Annotated in this window: 17 protein-coding genes and 1 tRNA gene; 8 read left to right on the top strand and 10 right to left on the bottom strand. The window is 60.0% G+C overall.

The annotated features are described in order from the left end of the window. From ACFE7X_RS13280 to ACFE7X_RS13255, 6 genes are all read right to left on the bottom strand, one after another. On the bottom strand, positions 1-1,146 hold the full coding sequence (locus ACFE7X_RS13280) for an efflux RND transporter periplasmic adaptor subunit (protein ID WP_375436156.1): 1,146 nt from the start codon (positions 1,144-1,146) through the stop codon (positions 1-3). Beyond that, entirely contained in the window at positions 1,130-1,741 is a 612-nt protein-coding gene (locus tag ACFE7X_RS13275) for a hypothetical protein (RefSeq protein WP_375436155.1), read from the bottom strand. The genes ACFE7X_RS13280 and ACFE7X_RS13275 overlap by 17 nt, the downstream gene beginning before the upstream one ends. A gap of 1 nt (position 1,742) precedes the next feature. Further along, positions 1,743-2,978 carry a TolC family protein gene (locus ACFE7X_RS13270; protein ID WP_375436154.1) on the bottom strand — a complete coding sequence of 412 codons (1,236 nt, stop codon included), beginning with the start codon at positions 2,976-2,978 and terminating at the stop codon, positions 1,743-1,745. Positions 2,979-3,337: 359 nt separating this feature from the next. Further along, on the bottom strand, positions 3,338-4,285 hold the full coding sequence (locus ACFE7X_RS13265; RefSeq protein ID WP_375436153.1) for a heavy metal-binding domain-containing protein: 948 nt from the start codon (positions 4,283-4,285) through the stop codon (positions 3,338-3,340). Positions 4,286-4,613: 328 nt separating this feature from the next. Continuing rightward, positions 4,614-5,096, bottom strand: a complete 483-nt coding sequence (locus ACFE7X_RS13260; RefSeq protein ID WP_375436152.1) for a hypothetical protein — start codon at positions 5,094-5,096, stop codon at positions 4,614-4,616. A 249-nt stretch (positions 5,097-5,345) separates the two neighbouring features. Then, positions 5,346-6,266 carry a cation diffusion facilitator family transporter gene (locus ACFE7X_RS13255; protein ID WP_375436151.1) on the bottom strand — a complete coding sequence of 307 codons (921 nt, stop codon included), beginning with the start codon at positions 6,264-6,266 and terminating at the stop codon, positions 5,346-5,348. 289 nt (positions 6,267-6,555) lie between these two features. On the opposite strand from ACFE7X_RS13255, the gene ACFE7X_RS13250 reads away from it, so the two are divergent. From ACFE7X_RS13250 to ACFE7X_RS13230, 5 genes are all read left to right on the top strand, one after another. Continuing rightward, positions 6,556-8,829, top strand: a complete 2,274-nt coding sequence (locus ACFE7X_RS13250) for a heavy metal translocating P-type ATPase (protein ID WP_375436150.1) — start codon at positions 6,556-6,558, stop codon at positions 8,827-8,829. A gap of 4 nt (positions 8,830-8,833) precedes the next feature. After that, the gene (locus tag ACFE7X_RS13245) at positions 8,834-9,211 is read left to right on the top strand and encodes a cupredoxin domain-containing protein (protein ID WP_375436149.1); all 378 of its coding nucleotides are present in this window, start codon (positions 8,834-8,836) and stop codon (positions 9,209-9,211) included. Positions 9,212-9,223: 12 nt separating this feature from the next. Beyond that, positions 9,224-9,850, top strand: coding sequence for a helix-turn-helix domain-containing protein (locus ACFE7X_RS13240; protein ID WP_375436148.1), 627 nt, complete (start codon positions 9,224-9,226; stop codon positions 9,848-9,850). A 529-nt stretch (positions 9,851-10,379) separates the two neighbouring features. Further along, a complete protein-coding gene (locus ACFE7X_RS13235; RefSeq protein ID WP_375436147.1) occupies positions 10,380-12,122 on the top strand; it encodes a GMC oxidoreductase in 1,743 nt (580 codons plus the stop codon). Between the two features lie 19 nt (positions 12,123-12,141). Next, positions 12,142-12,774 carry a gluconate 2-dehydrogenase subunit 3 family protein gene (locus ACFE7X_RS13230; RefSeq protein ID WP_375436146.1) on the top strand — a complete coding sequence of 211 codons (633 nt, stop codon included), beginning with the start codon at positions 12,142-12,144 and terminating at the stop codon, positions 12,772-12,774. Positions 12,775-12,847: 73 nt separating this feature from the next. Here the strand turns inward: ACFE7X_RS13230 and ACFE7X_RS13225 are convergent, their stop codons facing one another. After that, complete coding sequence (locus ACFE7X_RS13225; protein WP_375436145.1) at positions 12,848-13,327, bottom strand: hypothetical protein; 480 nt, start codon at positions 13,325-13,327, stop codon at positions 12,848-12,850. Between the two features lie 202 nt (positions 13,328-13,529). On the opposite strand from ACFE7X_RS13225, the gene ACFE7X_RS13220 reads away from it, so the two are divergent. Together ACFE7X_RS13220 and ACFE7X_RS13215 are read left to right on the top strand one after the other, a co-directional pair. Further along, a complete protein-coding gene (locus tag ACFE7X_RS13220; protein ID WP_375436144.1) occupies positions 13,530-15,863 on the top strand; it encodes a DPP IV N-terminal domain-containing protein in 2,334 nt (777 codons plus the stop codon). 263 nt (positions 15,864-16,126) lie between these two features. Further along, on the top strand, positions 16,127-18,592 hold the full coding sequence (locus ACFE7X_RS13215) for a S9 family peptidase (protein ID WP_375436143.1): 2,466 nt from the start codon (positions 16,127-16,129) through the stop codon (positions 18,590-18,592). A 243-nt stretch (positions 18,593-18,835) separates the two neighbouring features. Here the strand turns inward: ACFE7X_RS13215 and ACFE7X_RS13210 are convergent. Both ACFE7X_RS13210 and ACFE7X_RS13205 read right to left on the bottom strand, forming a co-directional pair. Next, positions 18,836-18,908 (bottom strand) — tRNA-Thr (locus ACFE7X_RS13210). A gap of 89 nt (positions 18,909-18,997) precedes the next feature. After that, positions 18,998-20,470 carry a L,D-transpeptidase family protein gene (locus tag ACFE7X_RS13205; protein WP_375436142.1) on the bottom strand — a complete coding sequence of 491 codons (1,473 nt, stop codon included), beginning with the start codon at positions 20,468-20,470 and terminating at the stop codon, positions 18,998-19,000. Positions 20,471-20,820: 350 nt separating this feature from the next. On the opposite strand from ACFE7X_RS13205, the gene ACFE7X_RS13200 reads away from it, so the two are divergent. After that, positions 20,821-21,984 carry a hypothetical protein gene (locus tag ACFE7X_RS13200; RefSeq protein ID WP_375436141.1) on the top strand — a complete coding sequence of 388 codons (1,164 nt, stop codon included), beginning with the start codon at positions 20,821-20,823 and terminating at the stop codon, positions 21,982-21,984. A gap of 155 nt (positions 21,985-22,139) precedes the next feature. Here ACFE7X_RS13200 and ACFE7X_RS13195 read toward each other — a convergent pair whose 3' ends face one another. Continuing rightward, positions 22,140-25,034: a TonB-dependent receptor gene (locus ACFE7X_RS13195; protein WP_375436140.1), complete on the bottom strand. Its 2,895-nt coding sequence runs from the start codon at positions 25,032-25,034 to the stop codon at positions 22,140-22,142. Positions 25,035-25,150 lie beyond the last annotated feature (116 nt).

Raw genomic sequence — 25,150 nt, 5'->3', positions numbered from 1 at the left:
CTATTGATTGAGGTAAATAGACTTAAGCTGGTAGGTGCCAGCGGTTACGACCCGGTCGTTTTCATTGACCTGTCCCTGCACCAGCACGGTTTGCTCGCCACTGGCGGCGCCGGGCTGCACGTAGCGAATCTTGAAGCGCTCCGGCTCGGTGTGCACAAACACCACCGGCTTGCCGTTGAGGTCGGTTACGGCCGAAGTGGGCACTACCAGTTGCTTCTGGCCATTGCCGCTTTGGCTTATCACCTGCACGTTCACCGCCTGGCCGGCGCGGTAGGCGCTGCCCTGGCTAGCATCCAGCTCCAGAATCAGCTGGCGGGCCTGGTTGACGGGGTTGACCACGTTGCTAAACACCACCAGCCGGGCCGGGGCGCCGGGCTGTCCTTGCAGGCCTTCCACCCGAAACTGCGCGCCGGGTGTGACCTTGGCCAGATCCTGGGCAAACACCTGGGCTTCCACCCGCAGCTTGCCGGGGTTAATGACGCGAAAAAGCTCGTCGCCCTGGTTGACCTGCTGACCCACGGCCAGATTGAACACATCCACGGTGCCGCTCACCGGCGAGGTGACGCTCACGCGGCGCTGCTGGGCCTGCCCGTTGTAGATGCTGGCATTTTGCCGGGCCTGGCGCAAACGCAGCTCGGCGGCCACCACATCCTTGCGGGCGGCGATGTCGGCAATGCTTTGCAGGCGGGCGTAGTCCTGCTGGGCAGCCCGCAGCTCGGCCTGCGCGTTGGCCCGCTCGGTGCTCAGCCCAATTTGTTGGGTGGCATCCAGGGTTTGCTCGATGACGGCCAGCGTCTGCCCGGCGCGTACCCGCTGGCCCACCTGCGCCGCGAGGCGCACGATGCGGCCGGTTTGCGGCACCACGAGGCGCCCTTCGCCCCCGGCGGCGGCCGATACGGTGCCGTAGAGCGTAGCCCGGCTATAAGTCGTGGAGTAAGAGGCCAGGTTGGTGCGCACCTCGAAGAGAAACTGGCTTTCCTTGGGCAGCAATACTTCGTCGGTCAGGGCCACGCCGGTGCTGGCTTTGGCTTCGCCGCCGTGGTCTTCGCCGTCGTGGCCGAGCACGGCAACGGGGGGCGGGAGCAGCACCGTCAGTATCAGGCCAGCGGCGGCCGTGGCCGCAAGGAATTTATGCGTGGTTTTCATAGACGGCAGAAGTTGAAGTGGAGACCAGGGCGGCAACGCGCCGCCGACGCATGAGCAAGACCGTCAGGGCAATGCCGAGCACAAAGGCTCCGGCCAGGGCCAGAATGATTTTCCAGGAAAAGAAAAGTGAGGGGGCTCCGGCAGTGGGTGTTGCCGCCCCGGGCAGTTTCTCGCCCACCTTAATACCTTCGAGCAGCATCAAATCGGCCCGGTCGCCGGCCACGATGTTGAGGGCGAAGCTGTAGGGCTTATTAGCCGGAAATTCTCCTTCTACCAAGTAAATGCCGGGCTCCTGTTCCGTCACCGCCCACTTCAGCTGCGCATCTTCGGGGTTGGTCAACGTCAGCTTGGCGCCTTTGATGGGGGCGTTGGTAGCGTAGTCCGAGAGGAATAGCCGCAGGTCGGCGGGCTCGCCGCCTGCCAGCGGCTCGTAGCGCAGCAGCACCTCGAACTGTTCTGATAGGGCGGCCACAGAGAAGGAGGTCGCGCCGGCTGGGGTGGAAGCCTTGGCCCCATCACCGTGGTCTTCGCCCCCGTGGGCGTGGGCCGCTCCGCTCAGGAGCAGGCTCAGCAGCAAAATCAGGAGTTGTTTCATCTTATTCACCGCGCAGGTAGTTAAGTTCGACCAGGGCCTGACGGTAGTCGCGGATAGTGGTCAGGTAGGTATTCTGAATGGTAAAGGCTTGGTTCAGGCTTTGAAGCAAGACCAGGTAGCTGATTTCGCCGGCTTGGAACAGGCGCTGCGACTGGCTGATGATGGTCCGCGACTGCGGCACGCCAGTCTGCTCATAATAGCCCAGCGAAGCCGAAAACTTGCGCGTGTCGGCCAGCGCCTGCTGGTAGAGAGTGCTTAGCTCCAGGCGCTGGACTTGCAGCTGGTAGCCGGCCGCCTGGCTGCGGGCCGTGGCCGCCTGCAACTGGGCGCGGTAGGTCCAGAACCAGATGGGCACCGACACGCCGAACTGGAAGCGGTACCGGACAGTTGAGTTTTCAAAGGCCTGGTTCTGGTACCCCACCGTCAGGGCCGGCGTGCGCCGGGCCCGGACCAGGCTAATACCCGATTGGCTCAGCGCCACGTTCTGGGTGGCTGCTGCCAGGGTGGGGCTGCGCACCAGGGCGCTGCTGTCTTCGGCCGGCAAACCGCCCAGCAGCGCCGTGCCGGCCTGGGCCAATTCCGGGCCGCTGCGGCGCAAGTCGGTGCTGGTGGCCAGTGCTTCGGTGGGCCGGCCCAGCAGCAAACCCAGGCGCCGCTGCGCCGCGCGCTGGTCTTCGGTGGCCTGCTGAAGCTGCACGGTAACTTGCCGGGCTTCGGCGTCGGTGCTGATGCGTTGCAGAGACGTCACCTCCCCGGCCGCAAACAGCCGCTCGGTGGCTAGGCGCAACGCCCGAAACAGACTGTCTTGGTAAGTGAGCTGCCGCACCTGGGCCTCGGCAAATTGCAGGGAAAGGTAAGCCAGGCGGGCGTCGCGCAGCACCGAGGCCCGGCTGACCGCCCGGTTGCGCTCAGCCAGGGTGATGCCGGCCTCGGCTGCTTGGCGTTGCCGCCGGTACACGTTCGGCAGGTCGATGGTTTGCACTACGCCCGGCGCCCACCTCTCGCCCGTGGGGGCCGAAAACAGAAAATCCGGGTTGGCTGGTGCAAAGCTGCTGCGCTTGAGGGCCCGCTGCTCGGCAATTTCCCGCTCGGACTGCCGCAGCCGCGGGTGGCGGCGCAAACTCTGGGCTTCGGCGCTGTCGAGGCCAACGACGGCCGTTTGCGCCCAAGCCGGACCAGCACCGGCCAGCAGAGCCAGCAGCCATCCAAGAAGGGCATTTATCACTAGGTACTTCATTACAATCAGGTTAAACCCGCCGGTAAGCGGCTCGCGGTTGCAGTAGCAGGCACTCCGGGCGGAAGCGGAAGGGGCAACGCACCCGGAAGGTCTGCTTAGGACTTTTTCATCAGGGCCATACCACACTTCGGGTAGTTGCCGGGCTTGTTGTTAACACTGCCTTCGCTTTGGCCGCGTCCAGTTTCTCAAAGCCTCATAGCCGAGTGGTCCATGCCGGCCATGTCGCCGGCGGCACCTTTCCGTCGTGGGGGCCGACGCATCGGCGGCTTGGTTGCAGTTGCTAACCAGCAGCGGACAGCGAGGAAAAGAACTGGGATTTCATGGAATCTAGGTTGCAATGAAAAACGAGCGGCGCCGGGCTAGGCTTTCACGTTGATGGTGAAATCACCGGTATGAATCTGGCCACCGTGGTTGAATTGCAGAAAAACGCGGTAGAGGCCGGGCTTTTCGAAGTTGGTGTTGAAGCCAATGGCAGGGCCTTTGTCGGTTTGGTCGTTGGGGTGCACGTGCAGGTATTGCTCGGTGTCTTCGCTGATGACGACCACGTGGCCCAGGGCGCCGAGATAGTTGTCGAGGTCGGTTACCGGTTGGCCGCCTTTGGTGATGTTGATTTTCATGCCCAGCAACTGACCCACGGTCAGCGGCTTATCGAAGGAGAGCGTGGCCTGGTAGCCGTTCTTATTCCACTGCATGTCGTCGTTCTTGAACTTGACGGGCGCGTAAGCCGGGCCCTTCACCGTGAGCGGCTGGCGGCCCAACTGGTGGCTGGAGCCCGCGGGTGTGTAGTCCTGGAACAGCACGTAGTCGCCGCCCTTGGGGAAGGTGTACTGCACCTTGTAGTCGCCGTCGGCCGTGTACTCGGGGTGCTCGTGGTAGAACTGCGAGAGGTCCTTGCTAACGACGATAAGGTGAATTTTTTTCTCGTGCACCACGGCCAGGGGCACGGGGGCCGCCTCGTTGCCGGTTTGGCGGGGCGTGAAAGCCAGCGTAGCGGGCTGGCCGGCGGTGAGTTCCGTGGGAGTCGGCACGAACTTCATTTCGTAGGTTTTGCCGTTGGCCACCTTGTCGTTATGCTCCAGGGTCATGCCGCACTTGGGGCACTTTTCCCCTTCCTTGGTGCTGGTAACTTCGGGGTGCATGGGGCAGGCGTAGGTGTGGCCGCCGCTGTGGTCAGCCGTGCCTTCGGCCGGGCCGTTGGTGGGCGTGCTGACGGTGTTGGTGGCGCTGCTCGAATTGGAATCAGACGAGCAACTGGTAACAGTGAGCAGGCCGGCTAGGGCCAACAGGGAAAGTGGTAAGCGGTACATAAAGAGAGAATGAGGGTTGAACAGGAGCGCTGGAAAAGCTGCCCACAGGACTCGGACGCAGGATTGGGCCCGCCAATTGCTGCCAGAGCACGAAGCCCAGCACGACGGTTGCCACGGTGTAGAGCAGCTAGGAAAACCAAGCGGCAAACCAAACCTTGGAAGGGTGAGGGCGCCCGCTTCTTGGCAAGAACACTTCCTTGGCAGGCCAGTAAACCAAGAAGAAAAAGGGAGTGGACGCACTTAGGCGCCCGCCGCACACGCAAAAGCGAAGGCCCACCCCGGACATAGCACAGCTATGCCGGGGCGAGCCTTCGGCGCGTCAAATTAATCAGACCGTCAGGGACTGAATGAAAATCCGGATGTCGGGAATTTTGGGCGGCAGGTGCTCGCGGAGCACCAGAACCACGGCGTGGGTGCGGTCCCACTGGCCGGCAGCCGGCCGGAAAAAGAAGTCGTTGCTGGCCGGCAGCAGGGCGGGCGCGGACGTTAGCAGGTGCTTTTCGCCGGGCGTCGCGAGCGACTTAAGAATGGCGGCCGAGTTGTCTTTGCAGCAGTCGTGCTTGCCCGACGACTTGGAGTCGGGCGTGCCGTGCGCGTGTTGGGCCTTCCTGGGCTCCTGCTCGACCGTAGCCATGCCATGGCAGCCGGCATGCGTCGGCTTTTTCAAGGCGGCAGCCTGGGCTACCGGCGCGGGAGCAGCCAGTGCCGGATTGATGGTTGCGCACCAGCATTGCCCCACAAACACGTTGACGAAGACGAGCAGGAAGCTCGTCGCCAGCAGGCGTCGGAAAGGGAACAGGCTACGGAACATGACAGGCGTTAACGTAATTGCAAAACTAGGCTTCTGCGCAGAAAGTGCACGACTGATTCTCTACTGTTATTTCGGCATAAGAGTTCCGGCCGCGGTGGCTGCCTAGTTGCGGCAACGATAAAACCTGGCTAACCGCAGTGTTGGCGGGTGTTTCGACAACAAGAGCCTCTCTCGCTCTTCTTGGCTACGGCAAAATTATGCAAATGGAAACCCCAATTATATAAGTGGGCTGGGTGGAGCGCAAGCCACTTAGGCGTATTCGTCTTGCGGCTCGACGTGAACCAGCACGTTGTACACAGCCGGTTTGGCCTTCATGATAGTGGCCTTCACGGCGTGCGCAATAACGTGGCCTTCGCGCACGCTAATGCTGCCATCGACAATGATGTGCAGGTCCGCGAAGAACTCAAAGCCCATCTTGCGTACAAAGCACTTTTCGGTGGCTACCACGCCGGGCACACTCTGGGCCAGCGCCCGAATGTCGGCGGTCCAAGTTCCGTCCGGAGCCTCGTCCATGATTTCGCCGAAAGCGGGCCGGAAGATGTGGTACGCGTTGTAAACGATAAAGCCGCAGGCTACCAAAGCGGCCCAGTCATCGGCACTTTCGTAACCGGGCCCTCCCCACAAGGCAATGCTAATGCCGACAAAGGCCGTGCAGGACGTAATAGCGTCGGCCCGGTGGTGCCAGGCGTCGGCTCTCACCGCGCTGCTGTCCACCTCCTTGCCCACGCGCAACACCCGGCGGTAGAGCGTTTCCTTGATAACAATAACCACCGCCAGCACCACCAACGTGAACGAAGCCGGCAATTGGTGCGGGGTCTGAATTCGCATTATACTCTCGTAGGCAATGTAGGCCGCGGCAGCCAGCAAAGCGCCCGCAACGACCAGCGCGGCCAGGGGTTCGGCTTTGCCGTGGCCGTAAGGATGGTTTTCGTCCGGCTCGCGGGCGGCGGTACGCAAGCCTAGCCACACAATAAAGGAGCTGATAATGTCGGTGCCCGATTCAATGGCGTCGGCAATCAGGGCATACGAATGGCCGAGTACGCCGGCCGCTCCCTTACCCAGAACCAGGGCAATGTTCGCCCCAATGCCCAGCAGCGTAGACTGTTGTCCCCGCTCGGCGCGTTCGGAATTAGAAGCAAGAGGGGCGGGTGTGCCAACGGGGATGGGCATAAGCAGAGCCAGTCGATACCAAAAATGTGCCCCGCGTTGCGAGCGGGTGCCGGCGGGCCTCCAAGGTACTCGCCAGAAGAATGCAACGCCTCCTTATAGCTGCTAGTTCCTTGCCAGGCGCCGTCGGTTTATGGCTGTTTCAACAACATCTGCCCCACAAATTATGCATGTTTGGGGAAGGATTTCGTACGCACTACGTTAAGTTGGAGCCGTTCCTTTGTAGCGTGCTCCCAGGCCCTTTCGGGAACTGCCAAGGGCCTGGGTTTGCGATTTACGCCCCCTTATAGCTATGGAACCTGTCACGAAAACCGAAACCCTCGACATTGAAGGAATGACCTGCGCCTCGTGCGCGGCCTTCGTGGAGAAATCCCTGACCCGCACGCCCGGTGTGCAGCGAGCGGTGGTCAACTTTGCCACCGAGAAAGCAACCATCGACTATCTAACCACCCAGGCCAGCCCCGCCACGCTAAAGGAAGCCGTGGTGAAGGCCGGCTACGGCGTTACCGAACGGGTGCCCGATACCAGCGCCGCCGACCGGCAAACTGCAATCGACCAGCAGAAAGCCCGGGCTTACCAGAAGCTTAAGCGCCGGTTTTGGGTGGCCGCGGGGCTGGCCCTGCTCATCATGCCCTTGAGTATGCTTATGCTCTGGCCGGCCCTGATGCAGCGCGTAAACCTGCAGTGGCTCAACTACGGCCTGCTTTTGCTTGCCCTCCCGGTAGTGCTCTACAGCGGCCGGGCGTTTTATACCTCGGCCTGGAACGGCTTTCGGCACCGCGCCGCCAACATGGACACGCTCATTGCCGTGGGCACCGGGGCCGCCTTTCTTTATAGCCTGGCTGCTACGGTGGCGCCTAACTTTTTCATGCGCCACGGCCTGATGCCGGAAGTCTACTACGACACGACGGCGACTATCATTGCCCTGATTCTGCTGGGCAAAGTGCTGGAGCTGCGCGCCAAAACCCAGACCTCGGCTGCCATCAAGGCGCTGATGGGCTTGCAGGCTAAAACCGCCCGCGTGGTGCGCCCCGGTGGCCAGGAAGTGGATGTGCCCATCGAGCAGGTGCAGCTAGGCGACCTAGTGGTGGTGCGCCCCGGCGAGAAGGTAGCTACCGACGGCCTCATCGAAGAAGGTTACTCGGCCGTGGACGAGGCAATGCTTACCGGCGAGAGCCTGCCCGTAGAGAAAAAGGTTGGCGACTTGGTGTTCGGGGCTACGCTCAACAAAATGGGTTCCTTCCGCTTCCGCGTCACCAAAGTGGGCGCCGACACCATGCTCGCCCAGATTGTGAAGCTGGTGGAAGACGCGCAAGGCAGCCGCGCCCCCATTCAGCGCCTGGCCGACAAGGTCAGTGCTATCTTCGTGCCCACGGTGGTCGTTGTTGCCATCCTCACGTTTGTGCTCTGGTTTGATTTGGCCCCATTAGAAGCGCGGCTGCCGCTGGCCTTGGTCAACTTTGTGGCTGTGCTCATCATTGCCTGCCCCTGCGCGCTGGGGCTGGCCACGCCCACGGCCATTATGGTTAGCACCGGCAAGGGCGCCGAGCACGGCGTGCTTATCCGCAACGCCGAGGCCCTGGAAAAAGCCTACCAAGTGAACACCGTGCTGCTCGACAAAACCGGCACCATCACCCGCGGCGAGCCTGCCGTAACGGACTTCGTGCCCGCCGCGGGGCAGGACGCCGGTCAACTGCTGCAAGTGGTGGCCGCGGTGGAGCGGCAATCCGAGCACCCATTGGCCGAGGCCGTGGTACGCTATGCCGAGGCCCAGAAGGCCTCGGTTGTTTCGGCCAGCGGCTTTCGGGCCGTGGAGGGAAAGGGCGCCGCGGCAACAGTTGATGGGCAGGCGGTGCTTATCGGTAACTTCCGCCTGCTCGAGGAGGCGGGTATTCCCTTGTCAGCTACCATTAGCCGGCAAGCCGAGGAGTTGCTGGCCGGCGCCAAAACGGTGCTATATGTAGCCGTAGGCGGCAAGGCCGTGGGCCTGCTCGGGGTAGCGGACACCGTGCGCGAAACGTCGGCCGGGGCCATCAAGCGGCTGCAACGCATGGGCATAGAGGTGGTGATGATGACCGGCGACAACCCCCAAACCGCCGCCCAGGTGGCTGGTCAGGTGGGCATCAAGCGCTACTTCGCTGAGGTGCTGCCCCAGGACAAGGCCGGTAAAGTCAAGGAATTGCAGGCCGAAGGGCGCACCGTAGCTATGGTGGGGGACGGCATCAACGATGCGCCAGCCCTAGCCCAGGCCGATATTGGGCTGGCGATGGGCGGGGGCACCGACGTAGCCATGGAGGCGGCGGGCATTACGCTCATGCGCTCGGACTTGCAGGGGGTGGTGACGGCCATTGATTTGTCGCGCCACACGATTCGCACCATCAGGCAGAATCTGTTTTTTGCGTTCCTCTACAACGTGCTGGGCATTCCCGTGGCCGCTGGGCTTCTTTATCCCTTCTTTGGCGTACTGCTCTCGCCCATGCTGGCGGCCGGCGCCATGGCGCTGAGCTCGGTGTCGGTGCTAACCAACTCGCTGCGTCTGCGCCGCTTCTCGCCGCTCGAAAACTAATATTATGGATACCGCCGAAATCATAGTGACGCTGACCGGGCTGGCCCTGTCCGCCTTTGTTGTCTGGTACTTTTTCTTTTTCACCCGGCCGGCAGCCAGCGCCGTGTCTTCGTCGAGCGGCGTGCAGGAAGTGGACATCACCGTAAAGGGCGGCTACTCGCCCAACGTGATTGAAGTGGAACGCGGCAAGCTGGTGCAGCTAAGCTTCTACCGCGACGAGGAAAGCAGTTGCTCGGAAGAGCTGCTCATGCCCGCCTTCAATGTCCGCCGCGAACTGCCCGCCTTCCAAACGACGCTCGTGGAAGTGCTGCCCCAGCAGGCGGGCCGATTCGAGTTTACCTGCGGCATGGGCATGCTGCGGGGCAGCCTGATTGTAAAATAAGCTAGCACTGCCATGAAAACGGATGTAAGCGTTGCCCATACTTTGCCCTCGGCGGGCACGCACCGGCTGTTGATCAGGAATATGGTGTGCCCTCAGTGCATTCGTGTGGTCTGGGATGGTCTTTTGGCGCTGGGCTTGCAAGTGCACCGCGTGGCCCTGGGCGAAGCGGAGGTGTCGGCAGTAGGGGAGGGCACGGAACCCGACTGGCCGGCCATCCGCACCACGTTAGAGCAGGCGGGTTTTGCCCTGCTGGAAGACCCCCGGGCCCAGCTCGTGGACCGTATCAAAACCTTGCTGGTGACTTTGATTCATTACCCGCCGCCCGGCCCGCGCCTGCTCAACTACTCAACTTACTTGGTCGAGCACCTGGGGCGCGACTACCCTTATCTTTCCCATTTGTTTTCCGTTTCCGAGGGGCTCACCATCGAGAAGTTCAGTATTCGCCAGAAGGTGGAGCGAGCCAAGGAACTGATTGGCTACGGGGAATTGAGCATTGCCGAGGTAGCCGGGAATCTAGGTTACAGCAGTGCGGCGCACCTCTCGCGGCAATTCCGACAGGTGACGGGTCTCACCCCGACGGAATTTCAGCGCCTGGGCCCGGCCAGCCACGCCCGGCGCAGCCTCGACGCATTAACATAGGCCGCGAAATCAGGGAAGTTTGGAGGGCACGGCATACCCCCAAAGCCTGGTCTAATCAGCCGTGGACGCGGCCGGCAACGCCTACGTGACTGGCCGCGTCCATCGGCAATAACCGCCGTTAGCTTGGCAGTGCCCTGTTGAGAGCATACTTACCGCCTGCCACGGCAACTTTTTCCGGGCTCGGCAAACCCAGCAATAACTCCTATATTGAACCATGCAACGGGAGCTTTCGGGAAAATTGCCACCGTCTGGCGTTCCGGTTCCTGGGTTGCTTGACGGATTGAGAGCACAAACGCCGAGGTAGGGAGCACCATCGCATTCAACTCCCTGCTGCATTGCCATACGACTAAGCCGCTAGAGCAGCGACCCCCGGAGCCAAGTTTCAACGGCTTTGTTTTGGGAGGGCCTCCCTGATAGGCAGGTTCTCCAGCTAATACGTATTAGCATCAAGCGTACGCCACTCCCTTTCCCAAAACTAACCTCCCCTCGGACTATTAAAATCGAAGAGTTGTAACTGGTAACTGCATTTATGAATAATATTCAAATAAAGAAGTCGGGGACGGTGTACGATGCCGTTGTGGTGGGTTCCGGTGCCGGGGGCGGTATGGCCGGCTACGTGTTGGCGCAGGCCGGCCTGAAGGTGTTGATGGTGGAAGCCGGACCGTTTTTCGACCCTGCTAAGGATGCGCAGCAGTTGAAATTTTCCTATGAATCGCCCCGGAGAGGAGCGTCCACTACCAGGCCGTTCGGGGATTTCGATGCCGCGTATGGCGGGTGGGAGTTGGAAGGCGAACCGTACACCACCAAGGATAAAACGGAATTTAACTGGTTTCGCTCCCGCATGCTGGGCGGGCGAACCAACCACTGGGGCCGTATCTCCCTACGAATGGGGCCTAACGACTTTAAAAGCCACCACCTCGATGGCCTGACGGACGATTGGCCGATTACCTACGAGGAAGTTAAACCCTTCTACGATAAAGTTGACCGCCTGATTGGCGTGTATGGCACCGTGGAGGGCCTGGAAAATGAACCGGACGGCATTTTTCTTCCGCCGCCGAAACCCCGCCTCAACGAACTATTTATCAAGCAAGGCGCCGCCAAGGCCGGCGTAACCGTGATACCGGGGCGAGGGTCCGTTTTAACGGAAAGCCTGCCGGGCAACAAAGACCGGGGCGCCTGTTTTTACTGCGGACAATGTGGTCGTAGCTGCAAAGTGTACGGCGATTTTTCGGCATCCTCGTGCTTGGTTATTCCGGCCATGAAAACCGGCAATCTAAAGGTGATAACCAATGCCATGGTCCGCGAGGTGCTGACGGGCCCGGACGGCCTGGCGACTGGGATATCGTACGTCGATAAAAAGGATCTACAAGAATATCAGGTAAACGCCAAGATTGTGATTCTGGGCGCCAGCGCCGGGGAATCGGCCCGGTTGCTGCTCAACTCCACGTCGGTGGCCCATCCCAATGGGTTAGCCAACAACAGTGGAATAGTCGGCAAATACCTGCACGATTCGACGGGCGCCAGCTTGCGGGGCTTTTTACCGCAACTAATGGATCGAAAACGCTACAACGAGGACGGGGTGGGCAGCGTGCACATTTACAGTCCCTGGTGGCTCGACAACAAAAAATTGGATTTCCCGCGCGGTTATCACATTGAATACGGCGGTGGCATGCACATGCCGGCTTACGGGTTTGGGAGCGGCATCCAGGACGTCAACGGGCTGGTTCCCGGCCGCGACGGCAAGATGAAAGAAGCCGGCGGGTTTGGCGCAGCGCTGAAAGATGATTACCGGCGCTTTTACGGCACGCAAGTGGGAATGGCGGGCCGGGGAACGGCCATCGCCCGGGAAGATAATTATTGCGAGATTGACCGTGATGTGGTGGATAAGTATGGCATCCCCGTCTTGAAATTCCATTATAAGTGGACGGATGCGGAAGTCAAACAGGCCAAGCACATGCAGGAAACCTTTCAAGCCGTGATGCACGAAATGGGTGCCATTATCACCTCAAAAATTCCGGGGCCCGAAACCAACTACGGCCTCGAAGCCCCCGGGCGCATCATTCACGAGGTTGGTACGGTCAGAATGGGCGACGACCCCAAAAAATCGGCGCTCAACAAATGGAGCCAAGCCCATGACTGCAAAAACCTGTTTGTCGTGGATGCCTCCCCGTTCGTCCAGCAGGGCGACAAAAACGCGACCTGGACCATCCTCGCGCTTTCCATGCGTACGAGCGAGTACATACTTGATCAGCGCAATAAATTGAATGTCTAACTGGTGATTCTCGATTCAGATGAAAAGACGTGATTCTTTGAAAGCAATAGGCGTAGCTACCCTTTCAACCGCGCTTTTGTTGGAGGCCTGTAGCAAAGAGCAGAAGAAGGCTCCTGAAGTAGCCGTAAAGCCAGTTAAAGACAATACCGGGAGGCAGGAATTCGAGATAGAAAGAGAGGAGAAACTAAACCAGATTACGTTTTTCACCGAGCACGAAATGGCCACTATCACGGTATTGGCTGATATTATTATCCCCAAAGACGAAAAGTCGGGCAGTGCCTCGGACGCGAAAGTGCCTGATTTTATCGAGTTTATTGTCAAAGACATACCCGAGCATCAGGTGCCGATGCGGGGCGGACTACGCTGGCTGGATATGCAATGCCTGAACCGTTTCAATCACGCTTTTGTCGACTGCTCGGCCCAGCAGCAGCTAGAAATGGTGACGGCCATAGCGTATCCGCGCAAAGCAACCAAGGAAATGAAGCAGGGAGTTACTTTTTTCAACCGAATGCGGGATCTGACGGCGTCGGGCTTTTTCAGCAGCAAAATAGGCATGGCGGACATTGGCTACGTCGGCAACGCGCCTAACCGCTGGACGGGAGTGCCCGTGGACGTTTTAAAGCAGTACGGAATGGAGCAGGTTAGCGTCTAGGAGGCTGCAAGGAGAGGTACTCGCAAAGCCAGATACAAGGGGAATGCCTGGTCCTGAAGGCAATTAGCCGCTTTCACTTTACTTGCCGCCGGTAGAAGCGGTGGGCGCCGAAGGCAATGGGCAGCCCCACGCAGACCACAATAACAAGCAGTTCCCCGGCCGCGTGCCCAAGGCGAAAAGGAGCGGCCGCAACCTGCGAGGCCGGCACCGCCACGAGGTTCATCACCAGCCACACGAAAGAGCCGTACAGCACGCCTACCAGCAGGGGATGGAAGGCGTGCAGACGCCCTTTGGGGTAGAGCCAAAAGAGGAAGCCCGTAAACAGGAAGGCAATCGTGTAGTGCAGCACCAAGCCCCCGGCGGCCATAGCCAAGCCACCCGTCAGGGCCTGCGGGCCCCACACCCCGCTGGCCACGTAGCGCAATACGTTCAGGGGCGAGCGGCCCGTGGTCAGGAAGTACTTGGTTAAGGCCGTGGCAATGTCCAAGGTGCCGGCGACCAACGCCGTGCTTGTCAAGGCCCAACTTGAACCTGAATACCGGGAAGAAGCCATGGGAGTGGAGTAAGACAGGTGAGACAAAACTCTCGCTTGCCGAAAGATACGCGTCCAAGCCGTTCGTGCTACTGAGTTCCTTTAGACAGGCTTCCCACGATTTTAGTGGCTTAGGCTGCTCAAGGAAGACGCTCAGTTACGTATTTCGCAATACCTTACACTCCTAATAATCCTGACTTTTAGCCTATTTCCAGCAAAGCCTATGCACAAGTATTTACTGGCCCTTACCGCGGTGGTTTGCTCGGTTTCGGCGGTTCCGGCCCAGCAACTGCCCGTCCGCACAACCCAAGACTACGCCCGGGCGGAACGCTTCATGGGCTACAACACCCAACCCCTGGTCGATCATAGCAGCGAACGGCCGACTTGGCTGGCCAATGACCGATTCTGGTACCGGGTTTCCACGGCGCAGGGCAACGAGTTCATTTTGGTGAACCCGGCCCGCAAAACCCGCACCGCGGCGTTCAACCACGCTCAACTGGCCGCCGCGCTTTCGGCGGCCAGCGGCCAGCAGTACAACGCGGACCGGCTGCCGTTTCGCCGCTTCACGTTTTCGCCCGATGAGAAGGTGATTTTCTTTGCGGCGAACGGTAAGGACTGGAAATATGAGCTGGCGAACGGTCAGTTAAGTTCCGCGGCCCCGCCAACGGTCAGCCCTGAGGCCAGCGTCAATACCGACAACGAAATCGTGTCGCCCGATGGTCGGCTGGCGGCCTACATCCACGACTACAACCTGTGGGTGCGCGACACGAAAACCAACCAGCAAACCCCGCTCACCACCGACGGCGCCCAGAATTTCGGTTACGCCACCGACAATGCCGGCTGGACCACCAGTGACCGGCCCGTGCTACTCTGGTCGCCGGACTCGCGCAAAATTGCCACCTTCAAGCAGGACCAGCGCAAGGTGAGTGACATGTACCTGGTTACGACCAACGTGGGCAAGCCGACGCTGAAATCGTGGAAGTACCCGCTGCCCGGCGACAAGGACATCATCACCATCGAGCGGGTGATTGTGGAAGTAAACAGCCCGAAAGTGGTGCGCCTGCAAATGGCGCCCGACCCGCGCCGGGGCTCGCTCTGCGACGATATTTCCTGCGGCGGCATGGGTTTTGACGACGTGGACTGGAGCCCCGACGCAACCCAACTGGCGTTTGTATCCACCTCGCGCGACCACAAGCAGGAGAAATTCCGGGTGGCCGACGCCGCGACCGGCACCATCCGGGAGGTGTTTTCGGAAACCGTGGCTACGCAGTACGAATCCGGCCAGGGCGCCATCAACTGGCGCTATTTGCCCCGCAAGAAAGAGGTTATCTGGTATTCTGAGCGCGACAACTGGGGCCACCTCTACCTCTACGATGCCACCACCGGCCAGCTTAAGCAGCAGATTACCAAGGGCAACTGGGTGGTGACGCAGCTACTGAAAGTGGACGAGCAGCGCCGCCAGCTGTATTTTCTGGCCGGGGGCCGCGAGCCGGGCAATCCGTATTTCAGCTACCTGTACCGGATTGGGATGGACGGTAAAAACCTCACCCTACTCACGCCGGAAACCGGCAACCACCTCGTTACCCTGTCGCCTTCGGGCCGCTATTTTATTGACAGCTACTCGCAGCCCGACCGTCCGGGCGCAACCCTGCTTCGGTCCGTGGATGGCAAACTCGTCTCGTCCTTAGAGAAAACCGATATTTCCCGCCTCACGGCAACCGGCTGGAAGCCGCCTACTCCCATCACAGTCAAGGCCCAGGACGGCCAGACCGACCTCTACGGCCTGTTGTTCACGCCCTCCATGCTGGACCCGGCCAAGAAATACCCGGTTGTCAACTATATCTATCCGGGGCCGCAGGGCGGCAGCGTCGGTAGCTGGTCGTTTACCCCGGCGCGGGGCGACCACCAGGCGCTGGCCGAGCTGGGCTTCGTGGTGGTCGTGCTGGAAGGCAGTTGCAACCCGCTGCGTTCTAAAAGTTTCCACGATGCCTGCTACGGCAACATGGCCGAGAACACGCTTTCCGATCAAATAGCCGGCATGCGGCAGCTAGCGGAGCGCTACCCGTACCTCGACCTGAGCCGGGCCGGCATCTGGGGGCACTCCGGTGGCGGCTTCGCGGCGGCGGCGGCGATGTTTCGCTACCCGGATTTCTTCAAAGTCGGCATTTCCGAGTCCGGTAACCACGACAGCCGCAACTACGAAGACGATTGGGGCGAGCGGTACATTGGCCTGCTTACGCTTCAGGCCAACGGCACTTCCAACTACGATTCGCAAGCCAACGCGCCGTTGGCTAAAAACCTCAAAGGCAAGCTCTTGCTAGCCCACGGTCTGCTGGACAATAACGTGCCGCCCTACAACACCATGCTGGTAGTGGAAGCCCTAACCAAAGCCAACAAAAGCTACGACTTGGTGGTGTTGCCGAACGCCACCCATGGCTACGGCGCCTATTCGCCCTACATGACCCGCCGCCGCTGGGACTATTTTGTGCGCAACTTGGCTGGTGCCGAACCGCCACAGGACTACGAAATGACCCCCAGGCCCGACCCCACGCCATGAGGAAAAGTAAGTGAATTGGCGGCGGAATGCACTGATAGCCACCAAAATCAAACCACCTGCGCGCACCGTCTGTCTCTCATCTAAGTCAGCTTTGCTTCATCCGCTGATGCGCCTATTTACTTGCTTAGGCGTCAGCTAGTGAGTCGTTTCAGCCGAAGGGTTTATTTATCTTGTTGTACTACAGAGGTCGCCGCGTTTGTCAGCAGGGCCTCTTCACCCCGGCTGCTAGCCATAACAAACAGTTTCTCTTTTCATTTCTGCGTATGAACAAACTGCTTCTTTCCGCCACCTTATTACTTGCTACTGCTGCCGTGTCTGAGGCTCAGGATTTCAAGTACCAAACGCCGCCCAAGGCCCTGCAAGATTTGCTGCTGGCCCCGCCCACACCGCGCGTCAGCCTCTCGTCTGATGGCCGCGTCGTGGCCCTGCTGCAAGTGCAGGATTTCCCTACCATAGCCGAGTTGTCCCAACCCGAGCTGCGCTTGGCCGGTCTGCGCTTCAATCCCCGCACCAACGGCCAGAGCCGCGTGAGCTACGCCGTGGGCATCAAGCTCAAAACCCTGCCCAGCGGTGCCGAAATCGACGTCAAAGGCCTACCGGCCCAGGCCCGCATCAGTAGCGTAAGTTGGTCGCCCGACAACAAAACCATGGCCTTTGCGCTCACCACGCCCGGCTCCGGTACCGACGGCCGCGTGGAGCTGTGGGTGGCTGACGTGGCCGGCGCCACCGCCCGCCGCCTGCTGGCCACGCCCCTCAACGACGCCTTCGGCAATTCCTTTGACTGGGTGTCGGACAGCAAAACTATTTTGGCCTGCACCGTGCCCGCGGGCCGGGGCCCCGCTCCGTCAGCCGATGCTGTACCCACCGGTCCGGCCGTGCAAGAGAGCGGCGGTGGCAAAAAAACCGCCGCCCCCACCTACCAGGATTTGCTGAAAACCCCCGCCGACGAGCGGCTGTTCGACTACTACGCCACCTCGCAGCTAGTGAAAGTGAGCTTGGCCGATGGCGCGGCCCAACCCCTGGGCCAGCCCGGCGTGATTCAAACCGCTTCGCCCTCGCCCGATGGCAAATATGTGCTGCTGCGCACCCGGCACCGGCCGTATGCCTACACGCTGCCCATCAACCGGTTTCCGCAGCGCATTGATGTGCTGGACCTAGCCAGCGGCGCCCCGGTAAAAACCGTGGCCGACCTGCCCCTGGCCGATGCCGTGCCCATCGGGGCCGACGCCGCAGCCACCGGCCCACGCAACCACGCCTGGCGTGCCGATGTGCCGGCCACCATTTGCTACGCCGAAGCCCAGGACGGCGGCAACCCCAAAACGAAAGCCGACATCCGTGACAAGCTCTTTACCCTCGAGGCGCCGTTTACGGGGGCGCCCCAACTGCTGGCGGCTTTGCCCATGCGCTTTGGCGGCCTGAGCTGGGGCAACAACCAACTGGCCCTGGCCGAAGGCTACCGCTGGGCCGACCGGCACCAGACTACCTGGCAATTGAACCCCAGCAAGCCAAATGCGCCGCTCGCCGTGCTGTTTGATGGGTCGTCGGAAGATAAGTACAAAGACCCCGGCACGCCCTATGAGCACCGCAACGCCCAAGGAAAACCGGTGTTGCTCACGGGCGGCTCCATGGGCCAAAGCATCTACCTGCTGGGCAACGGCGCCTCTCCCGAAGGCGACCGGCCTTTTGTGGATGAAATGGACTTAAGCACCAAAAAAGCCACCCGTTGGTGGCGGTCGCAAGCGCCGGTGTACGAAGTTCCGGTAGCCATTCTCGATGCCAGCGGCAATAAACGCCAGCTACTTACCCGCCGCGAGTCGCTCACCCAATCGCCTAATTATTACCTGCGCGACGCCACCAAGAAAGACAAGCTCACGGCCGTAACCAAATTTGCTAACCCCTACGCGGCCTTTGGCGGCAGCTTCCCGAAGCAGGTGCTGAAATACAAGCGCGCCGACGGTGTAGCCCTGACCGCCGACCTCTACCTGCCCCCGAACTACAAGAAATCTGATGGCCCGCTGCCTACCCTCATGTCGGCCTACCCGCTGGAATTCAAGGACAAAAGCACGGCCGGCCAGGTCACCGGTTCCCCGTACGCCTTCACGCGCCTGAACGGGGGCTCGCCCATCTTCTGGGTGACGCAGGGCTACGCCGTGCTTGCCAATGCCAGCGTTCCGATAGTGGGCGAGGGCAACAAAGACCCCAACGACACCTATATCGAGCAGTTGGTAAGCAGCGCCAAAGCGGCCATCGACGAAGGCGTCCGCTTGGGCGTGGTCGATGCCGCCCGCGTGGGTGTGATGGGCCACAGCTACGGCGCGTTCATGACGGCCAATCTGCTCTCGCACTCCAACTTGTTCAAGGCCGGCATTGCCCGTAGCGGCGCCTACAACCGCACGCTCACGCCCTACGGCTTCCAAGGCGAAGAGCGCAATTACTGGCAGGCCCCGGAGGTGTACAACGCCATGTCGCCATTCAATTACGCCGACAAAATGAAAACCCCCATCCTGCTTATTCACGGCGAGGCCGACAACAACACCGGTACCTATCCCATTCAGAGCGAGCGGTACTACGCCGCGCTGAAAGGCCAGGGTGCCACCGCTCGCTACGTAGTGCTACCTGCCGAGGCTCACGGCTACACCGCCCGCGAAAACCTGCTTCACGTGCTGTGGGAGACGGATGCGTGGCTGAACAAGTACGTGAAAACTTTAACCCCCGCACCAGCTAACTGAGGCTTGAGAGAGGTTTTTTGAACAGCAATAAAGAGAAGCCCGGCCTACCGCACGGTAGTCCGGGCTTTTTGCCTACACGGCTTGTTGGCTCCAGCGATACTCGCTTGTAAATCCAACGGGCGAAAGCCCTGTTTAACGTAAGCGCCGGGTCGCAGGCCCTTCTTGAAAACAGACGCAGTGGCGAGCATGCCAACGAAAAACGCCCTGTAAATCACTGATTTACAGGGCGTTTTTGAGACTAAGAGCCTCCTGCCGGGATCGAACCAGCGACCTACTGATTACAAGTCAGTTGCTCTACCAGCTGAGCTAAGGAGGCGTGTTGGTGGTGCAAAACTAAGCCGGCCGACGAGTTTTTCAAATCAATTCTTGAACTTTTATAGCAACAAAAAGGCAAGTGCCTAGGCCTCAGGGCTTGAACAAGGCAGCAGCAAGGGTTTCGTCCTGGCAATAGATGTCGGAATAATAGCGCAGCCGGTTGTTTTCCGCCTCGCAGGTGTAGTATCGAATTCGGATTGGCAGGCCCTGCGCTAAATCGTAGCGGCACTTCTGGCGGGTGGCAATGCTGCGGCGCATGTCGGGCAAGGCGGCCAACTGGCCTTCTCGCTTGAGTAGAAAGGCCGCTAGGTCCAGTGGCTTTTCTACGCGGATGCAGCCGTGGCTACGGTCCCGGCGGGGTTCTCGGAACAAAGACCGGGAAGGCGTATCATGAACGTAGATGCCGTGTTGGTTGGCAAAGTAGAAAACTATATTGCCGAGCGCATTGCGGCGGCCCGCGGCTTGGCGAATGGTATAAGGAAATGTTTGGGGAGTGACACGCTGCCAGTTCACCCGCCAGGGATTTACCACGCGGTTGCGATAATCAAGCAGGCGATAGTTGTGGGCAGCCAGGAAACCTGGATCGTTCTGAAGTTCGGGCAATATTTCAGTGACGGCAATACTGTAGGGAATACGCCATTCGGGGGCCGTAACGAAAACGGCAATTCGGCTGTCGAGGGTAGGAGTAGGGGTGGCGGCTTTCCCGACCACCACCCGGTGCGTTTGCACCACCCGGCCCGCCCGGATTAGCTGAAGCTGATAGGCCGGGATATTGATTAACGCGTAATCGCCGGAATCGGGGAGGCTGGCGTCCCAGCGCAGCCGTTCCAGGTTGAGGGCTACCCGGCGGAAGTCGGCGGCATTGCCAGTGGAAGGGCGTAAAGAATCGGGAACTGCGCGGAGCGTTTTGCTCCAGGCTTGCTGGAGCTGTTGATACGCTCGGCTAGCTGGCTGGCAGCGCAAAAAACCAGGGCCGAGCAGGGTATCAGTTAGGGCGAGTTTAAGCCGATCAACCGCTTCTTGCGTCTGGACCTTATCTAAGGGGATTGGGAGCAGCGTGGTAGGGTGCAGGCGCCCATAGCGCAGATGCAGGGCGTAGCGCAGCAATGCGTCGGTGAGGCGCAGCTCGAAGCCGGCTAGGTTACTCGCCGCTTGCGTTGAGCGGCGCAAAGAGTCGGGGAGGGCAAGCAGAGTTGGCCAGGCGTAGGTAGCCGGGTCGAGGCCAAACTCGGGCGCCGAGCGCAACAACGCAAGGGCCTGCTGCGCATTGCCGTTCCAACCGCCCGAGTCCGGCCGAGTCCAGGCGGGCGCAAAGTTGCGCTGCGCGTAGAATTGCTGTACGGCCGGGCCGGCCTGCAAACCTAACTGCGCATACGTAGCGGTGGAACCCAGTGCCGCCGTGTCGAGCACCACGCGCAGCGAGAGCATGGCGACTGCCGCCGGCTTAGGGGGCGAGCTAGCACGGTTACCGTCGTTGGCTAGCGACACAAGTGCAGGAAACACGCCGCACGCCAAAGCCAGCCAAAGCCGGACAGACTGGACTGTATTTTTTAACCGTTCCATAACGTGGACCCAGAAGAGGCCGGAAGGTTGAGATAGTAGAATTAACTCATCGAAAACAACGGTTTCAACAGGCTTCGAGCAAAAAACCGCACTAATCCCCAGCAAGAAAATATAGCGTATTTACAAGCTGAAATCAAGAGATATGTTGCGCCACTAGCGGTTATTTCAACGGGCCATACAGTTTAATTTTACCTTGGGTGAAAACCGACGGGCAGCTGTACCAGGGGCTAGTACTGTTCGTAGGTATGTTTTCAAACCAGGCACTGTGGGTAAGAGTAGCGTCAGTTTTTGAGCGGCTCTTTACAGCAGCTACGCGCCAGGTAATTCATCTTTTTTGTTTCTACTACTGCATGCATCTGCTGGAAATTACCACCCCCGAACACGCCCGCGAGTTTCTTGAATTTCCAGTTCGCCTTTATCGCACCGACCCCAATTATATCCGCCCGCTCGATAAAGACATCAACCAAGTGTTTGACCGCCAGCGCAACAAGTATTTCCGCCACGGAGAACTGGTGCGGTGGCTGTTGCAGAACGAGCAGGGGCAAACGATTGGGCGGTTGGCCGCCTTTATCAACGAGCGAACCGCCACTACCTTCGAGCAGCCCACCGGGGGCATCGGTTTCTTTGACTGTATCGACCAGCAACAGGCCGCTGATCTGCTCTTCGACGCCGGCCATACCTGGCTGGCGCAGCGGGGGATGGAAGCTATGGATGGCCCCATCAATTTCGGCGACCGGGACCAGTGGTGGGGCTTGCTGGTTGATAATTTTGGGCCGCCGCTTTACACGCAGAACTACAATCCGCCCTATTACCGGCGCCTGCTCGAAACGTACGGCTTTCAGCTCTACTTCCAGCAGTACACGTATTTCCGTAAGGTGCAGGCCCCTCTCTCGCCCCAGTATCAGTTGACGGCGGCCCGCATGCTCAACGACCCCGACTACAAGTTCGAGCATCTGCGGCTACGCGCGTTGCCCAAGTATGCCGAAGATTTCCGCCAGATCTACAACAAGGCGTGGGTGAGGCACACCGGCGTCAAGGAAATGACAACCGATCAGTCGCTCCACATTATGCACAAGCTGCGGCCGGTGCTGGATGAGCGCATCTGTTGGTTTGCGTATTTCCGGGGCGAACCGGTGGGCTTCTTTATTGCCCTGCCCGAACTCAACGAACTGTTTCGCTACGTAAACGGCAAACTCGATTGGCTTGGCAAGCTCCATTTTGCGTGGCACCGCTGGCGCGGCGCGGTGCACACCATGACTGGTATTGCTTTTGGCATCGTGCCCGAGCAGCAGGGCAAGGGCTTGGAGATGACCTTTATCTTGGCCGCCAGTAAGGTGGTGCAGGATACTAGCAAGGTGCACTACGACGATTTTGTGATGAACTGGATTGGGGATTTCAACCCCAAAATGATGTCGGTGGCCGAGAAAATCGGCGGTGAAATCTGGCGCACCCACGCCACTTTCCGCTACCTCTTCGACCGCACCAAGGAGTTTAAACGAGCTGAAATTATTTGAGGGTTGAATGGCTGATTGTTAAATGGCTGGTTAGTTAAACCAAACTGCCTCGTTCAACAGAACGAGGCAGTTTGGTTGTAGTGCTTCTGTTGAATAAAGCAGTGTGACGATTCAACCAACAACAATCAACCATTCAGCAACTAACAATCAACCATTTAAAAAGTGTACTGCACGCTCGCGGTGATGTTGCGGGGCAGAATGGGGCGAATCAAGTTGTAAGCCGCTTCCGAAGGAGTTAAGTTGGCCGCGTTGCGGGTTTGGTTGTCGATGAAATCCTGGGTGATGGTTTCGCCGTTGCGGGCAGCAGCATCGCCAAAGCCAACTTTGTTGAGCAAATTGGACCCTTGCACCGACAAACGCACGCCCTGTAGCTCGTAGGCAATGCCCCCGAACAATACGCCATAGCTGGGCAGCAGAATCGTGTTGCGGCGGTTGGCGTACCGGTCGCCAAACCAGCGGTAGTTGGCAAACAAGTTCAAGCCCTTCCAGAGGTAGTCGGCGCCGCCTTCCAGCAGTACGTCGGGCGTGTCTTCGAGGCGGTTGCCGGCAATGGAAATTGGCGCGGCGGCCGCCGTCGGCTGCAACTGAAATTCCACGATGCGGGCGGCCTGAAGCGTACCAATGCCTCGCAACGTCAAGCCCTGCACGGGCTGGAAGCTGATTTCCGATTCGATACCGGCGCTCTGTACCGTGCCCCGGTCCTGGCGGAGCGTGAAGCCCCCGCCCGCGTTGGTTTGCTGCACCGTGAACGGAATGTTCTTGTTGCGGCTGTAGAACAAGGTCAAGCCCAACCCTAGCTTATCGGTGGAGGCTTTGGCCCCGGCTTCGGCCTGTACCACGCGCTGAATTTCACCCCGCACCGTATTGCCCTCGGCGTCGGCATTGAAAGCAAACTGGTCGTTGGTTGGCACCACGCCGGCGTTGCTGAACCGAGCGTAAAGCGCCGAATTATCGTCGAGCTTATAGTTGGCGCCTACCGAGTAGTTGAAGGTCTGGAAATTGAAGTCCCACTCGCGGTTGCCGCCGCTCGAAGCCAGGTACGAGTTGTCGTAGAGCGTGGTATAAATGCCATCAAGGCCGCCATTGGAGCCGCCGAAGCCGTTGGCCGCGGACGGAGCCCCTACGAAAGGCGTGAAGCGCGCATCGGCGTTTACCAGCTTCGCTGATCGGGCCGCCGCGCCCTCGGTATGGGTGGTTTCGAGGCGCACGCCCGCGTCTACGCGCAGCTTATCGGTTACGCGGTACTCGTCGCCAACGAAGTAGCTCAGCACCTGAGTGGTATTGGTGGTGTTGGCCAGCAGACCGCCCGCCGTGCCGAAGCTATAGGCCAAAAAGCCGTTCTGCGTCACCTGAAAAGCGGGTTGGCCAGCGGCATTGAGCAGCTCCAGGTTGAGTAGCCGCGGCCGGTTGCTTACTTCCTGTATCACCTGGTTGTAGCTCAGACGCTCCTTTATGGTGTAGCGGCTGGCGTAGAAACCGGCCGAAAGCTGGTGGCGGCCAGCCGTTTTGTTGATCTGTAGCTTGTTGATGGCATTGGTGGCCGGCTTATCGTCGGGGAAAATACCCGCAATGTTCACCAGCCCATTGCCGTTGAGGGTCGCAATTTCAAGGGGCTGGCCGTTGTCGGCGTACGTGAAGCGGGCCGAGGCGGCGCCCAAGGGGCGGTAGCCGGCCAGGTAGCTGCCCGCCAGGGCGGCGCCTGGTAGGGGCGCCGTCAAATCATACACGCCGTCGGACGTGAGGTTGGCGTCCAGCAGGCGGGCATTGTCGGTTAGCGTGAAGCCATTGCCGAGGTCGAAAAACACCTCTGAACTAACCGCCTTGTAGCGCGAGTGCTGGCCATCGGCCAAATCCCGCTCCAGCGTGCCCTGGCCGTTGTTGAACGGGTTAGGAATGCTGTGTCGGCGCAGGTACTGCGACATCACCGTGCCGCGCCGGAAGTCGGGGCCGCCCGGAATCTGCTGCGGCTTGTTGAGGTTCTGGTACGGAATGCTGGTCAGGTACGCTACCCGGTCGTTGAGGTACTTGCCGTAAACCCGGACGTAGCCATTTCGGAGCGTGTAGGTGACGTTGGCTTTCACGTTGCCGCCGCGGTTGAGCGGGAAGCCGGGGTACTTGGTGCCTACGTCGTAGCGGTAGAAGCCGCCCACGTTGAAGCGGATGGGCGTTCCTTTGATGGGGCCGCCCACGTTGATATCCACTCGTTGCAGGCCGCCCGCCTGGGCCGCGCCTTCGCGGTCGGAGTAGTAGCCCTGGTCGCCGGCCGTGAGCCGAACCAACCCGCCAATTTTGTCGCCTTGGCCGGTTTTGCTTAGAAAGTTGACCACCCCGCCCGGGGCGTTGTTGGCGTAAATGGCTGCCGAACCGCCCCGCAGCACTTCCAGCCGGTTAACCGTTTCATCGACCCGGAAGTGAATATCGGTTTTGGCGAAAGTGAGCGAACCAGTTTCAAGAATGGGCAGGCCGTCTTCGAGCAGCTGGATAAAGCCAAAGCCCGATTCGGCATTCACGGGCAGCCCGCGTGCCGATACCGAGTTGGCCGCCTCGCCGCCGTCGGAGTTCACCCGGAAGCCGGGCACGGCCATCAGCAAATCCGCGGTGCCGCGCGACACGCGGTTCTGGATCTGCCGGCTGTTGAGCGTGGTTACGGCCGTGGAGCTTTCCAATTTACTCTGGGGGTTGAACGTGCCCGTTACTACCACGTCGTTCATCAGGAGCGCATCTTCGGCCAGACTTACTTGCAAGGTGGCGTTCTGGGTGGCCTCCACGGTGAGGGGCTGGGTGGCGGTGCGGTAGCCCAGGAAAGACACGGTGGCCGTGTAGGCGCCGGGGGGAACACCGTTCAGATTGAATTGACCTTCGGAGTTGGTGGTTGTGCCCTGGCCGGAAGGCTGTAGGACCACCGTGGCCCCGGCGAGCGGCCGGCCCAAGCCGTCCTTTATCTGGCCATTGACGGTGCCCGAACTTTGCGCCGCGCCCGGCAAAGTGGCCGCACAAACTACGGCCACGGCAGGTAGTATTCGGTTGATTGAAGTACGAATTGAATTCATAGGGGAGTAGGAATCGGTTGCTGCGTTCGGTAAAGGTTGCGAAAGTACGACCTCGACTGCTATACGGATTCAGGTAGTAGGAGTCCAGCGCGTTGTCTACTATCTAAACAGGGCCG

Origin of the sequence: uncultured Hymenobacter sp. (assembly GCF_964242765.1) — a bacterium.
GTDB lineage: Bacteria > Bacteroidota > Bacteroidia > Cytophagales > Hymenobacteraceae > Hymenobacter.
The sequence above is the reverse complement of the archived record's forward strand: the minus strand, read 5'-3'. Positions and strand labels throughout refer to the sequence as shown.

Excerpts from the sequence above, each read along its gene's own strand:
- ACFE7X_RS13200 (WP_375436141.1), top strand. The coding sequence starts at position 20,821 with ATGCATCTGCTGGAAATTACCACCCCCGAACACGCCCGCGAGTTTCTT.
- ACFE7X_RS13205 (WP_375436142.1), bottom strand. The coding sequence starts at position 20,470 with ATGGAACGGTTAAAAAATACAGTCCAGTCTGTCCGGCTTTGGCTGGCT.
- ACFE7X_RS13230 (WP_375436146.1), top strand. The coding sequence starts at position 12,142 with ATGAAAAGACGTGATTCTTTGAAAGCAATAGGCGTAGCTACCCTTTCA.
- ACFE7X_RS13255 (WP_375436151.1), bottom strand. The coding sequence starts at position 6,266 with ATGCCCATCCCCGTTGGCACACCCGCCCCTCTTGCTTCTAATTCCGAA.
- ACFE7X_RS13275 (WP_375436155.1), bottom strand. The coding sequence starts at position 1,741 with ATGAAACAACTCCTGATTTTGCTGCTGAGCCTGCTCCTGAGCGGAGCG.
- ACFE7X_RS13250 (WP_375436150.1), top strand. The coding sequence starts at position 6,556 with ATGGAACCTGTCACGAAAACCGAAACCCTCGACATTGAAGGAATGACC.
- ACFE7X_RS13225 (WP_375436145.1), bottom strand. The coding sequence starts at position 13,327 with ATGGCTTCTTCCCGGTATTCAGGTTCAAGTTGGGCCTTGACAAGCACG.
- ACFE7X_RS13240 (WP_375436148.1), top strand. The coding sequence starts at position 9,224 with ATGAAAACGGATGTAAGCGTTGCCCATACTTTGCCCTCGGCGGGCACG.
- ACFE7X_RS13220 (WP_375436144.1), top strand. The coding sequence starts at position 13,530 with ATGCACAAGTATTTACTGGCCCTTACCGCGGTGGTTTGCTCGGTTTCG.
- ACFE7X_RS13270 (WP_375436154.1), bottom strand. The coding sequence starts at position 2,978 with ATGAAGTACCTAGTGATAAATGCCCTTCTTGGATGGCTGCTGGCTCTG.
- ACFE7X_RS13265 (WP_375436153.1), bottom strand. The coding sequence starts at position 4,285 with ATGTACCGCTTACCACTTTCCCTGTTGGCCCTAGCCGGCCTGCTCACT.
- ACFE7X_RS13215 (WP_375436143.1), top strand. The coding sequence starts at position 16,127 with ATGAACAAACTGCTTCTTTCCGCCACCTTATTACTTGCTACTGCTGCC.
- ACFE7X_RS13280 (WP_375436156.1), bottom strand. The coding sequence starts at position 1,146 with ATGAAAACCACGCATAAATTCCTTGCGGCCACGGCCGCCGCTGGCCTG.
- ACFE7X_RS13260 (WP_375436152.1), bottom strand. The coding sequence starts at position 5,096 with ATGTTCCGTAGCCTGTTCCCTTTCCGACGCCTGCTGGCGACGAGCTTC.
- ACFE7X_RS13195 (WP_375436140.1), bottom strand. The coding sequence starts at position 25,034 with ATGAATTCAATTCGTACTTCAATCAACCGAATACTACCTGCCGTGGCC.
- ACFE7X_RS13235 (WP_375436147.1), top strand. The coding sequence starts at position 10,380 with ATGAATAATATTCAAATAAAGAAGTCGGGGACGGTGTACGATGCCGTT.
- ACFE7X_RS13245 (WP_375436149.1), top strand. The coding sequence starts at position 8,834 with ATGGATACCGCCGAAATCATAGTGACGCTGACCGGGCTGGCCCTGTCC.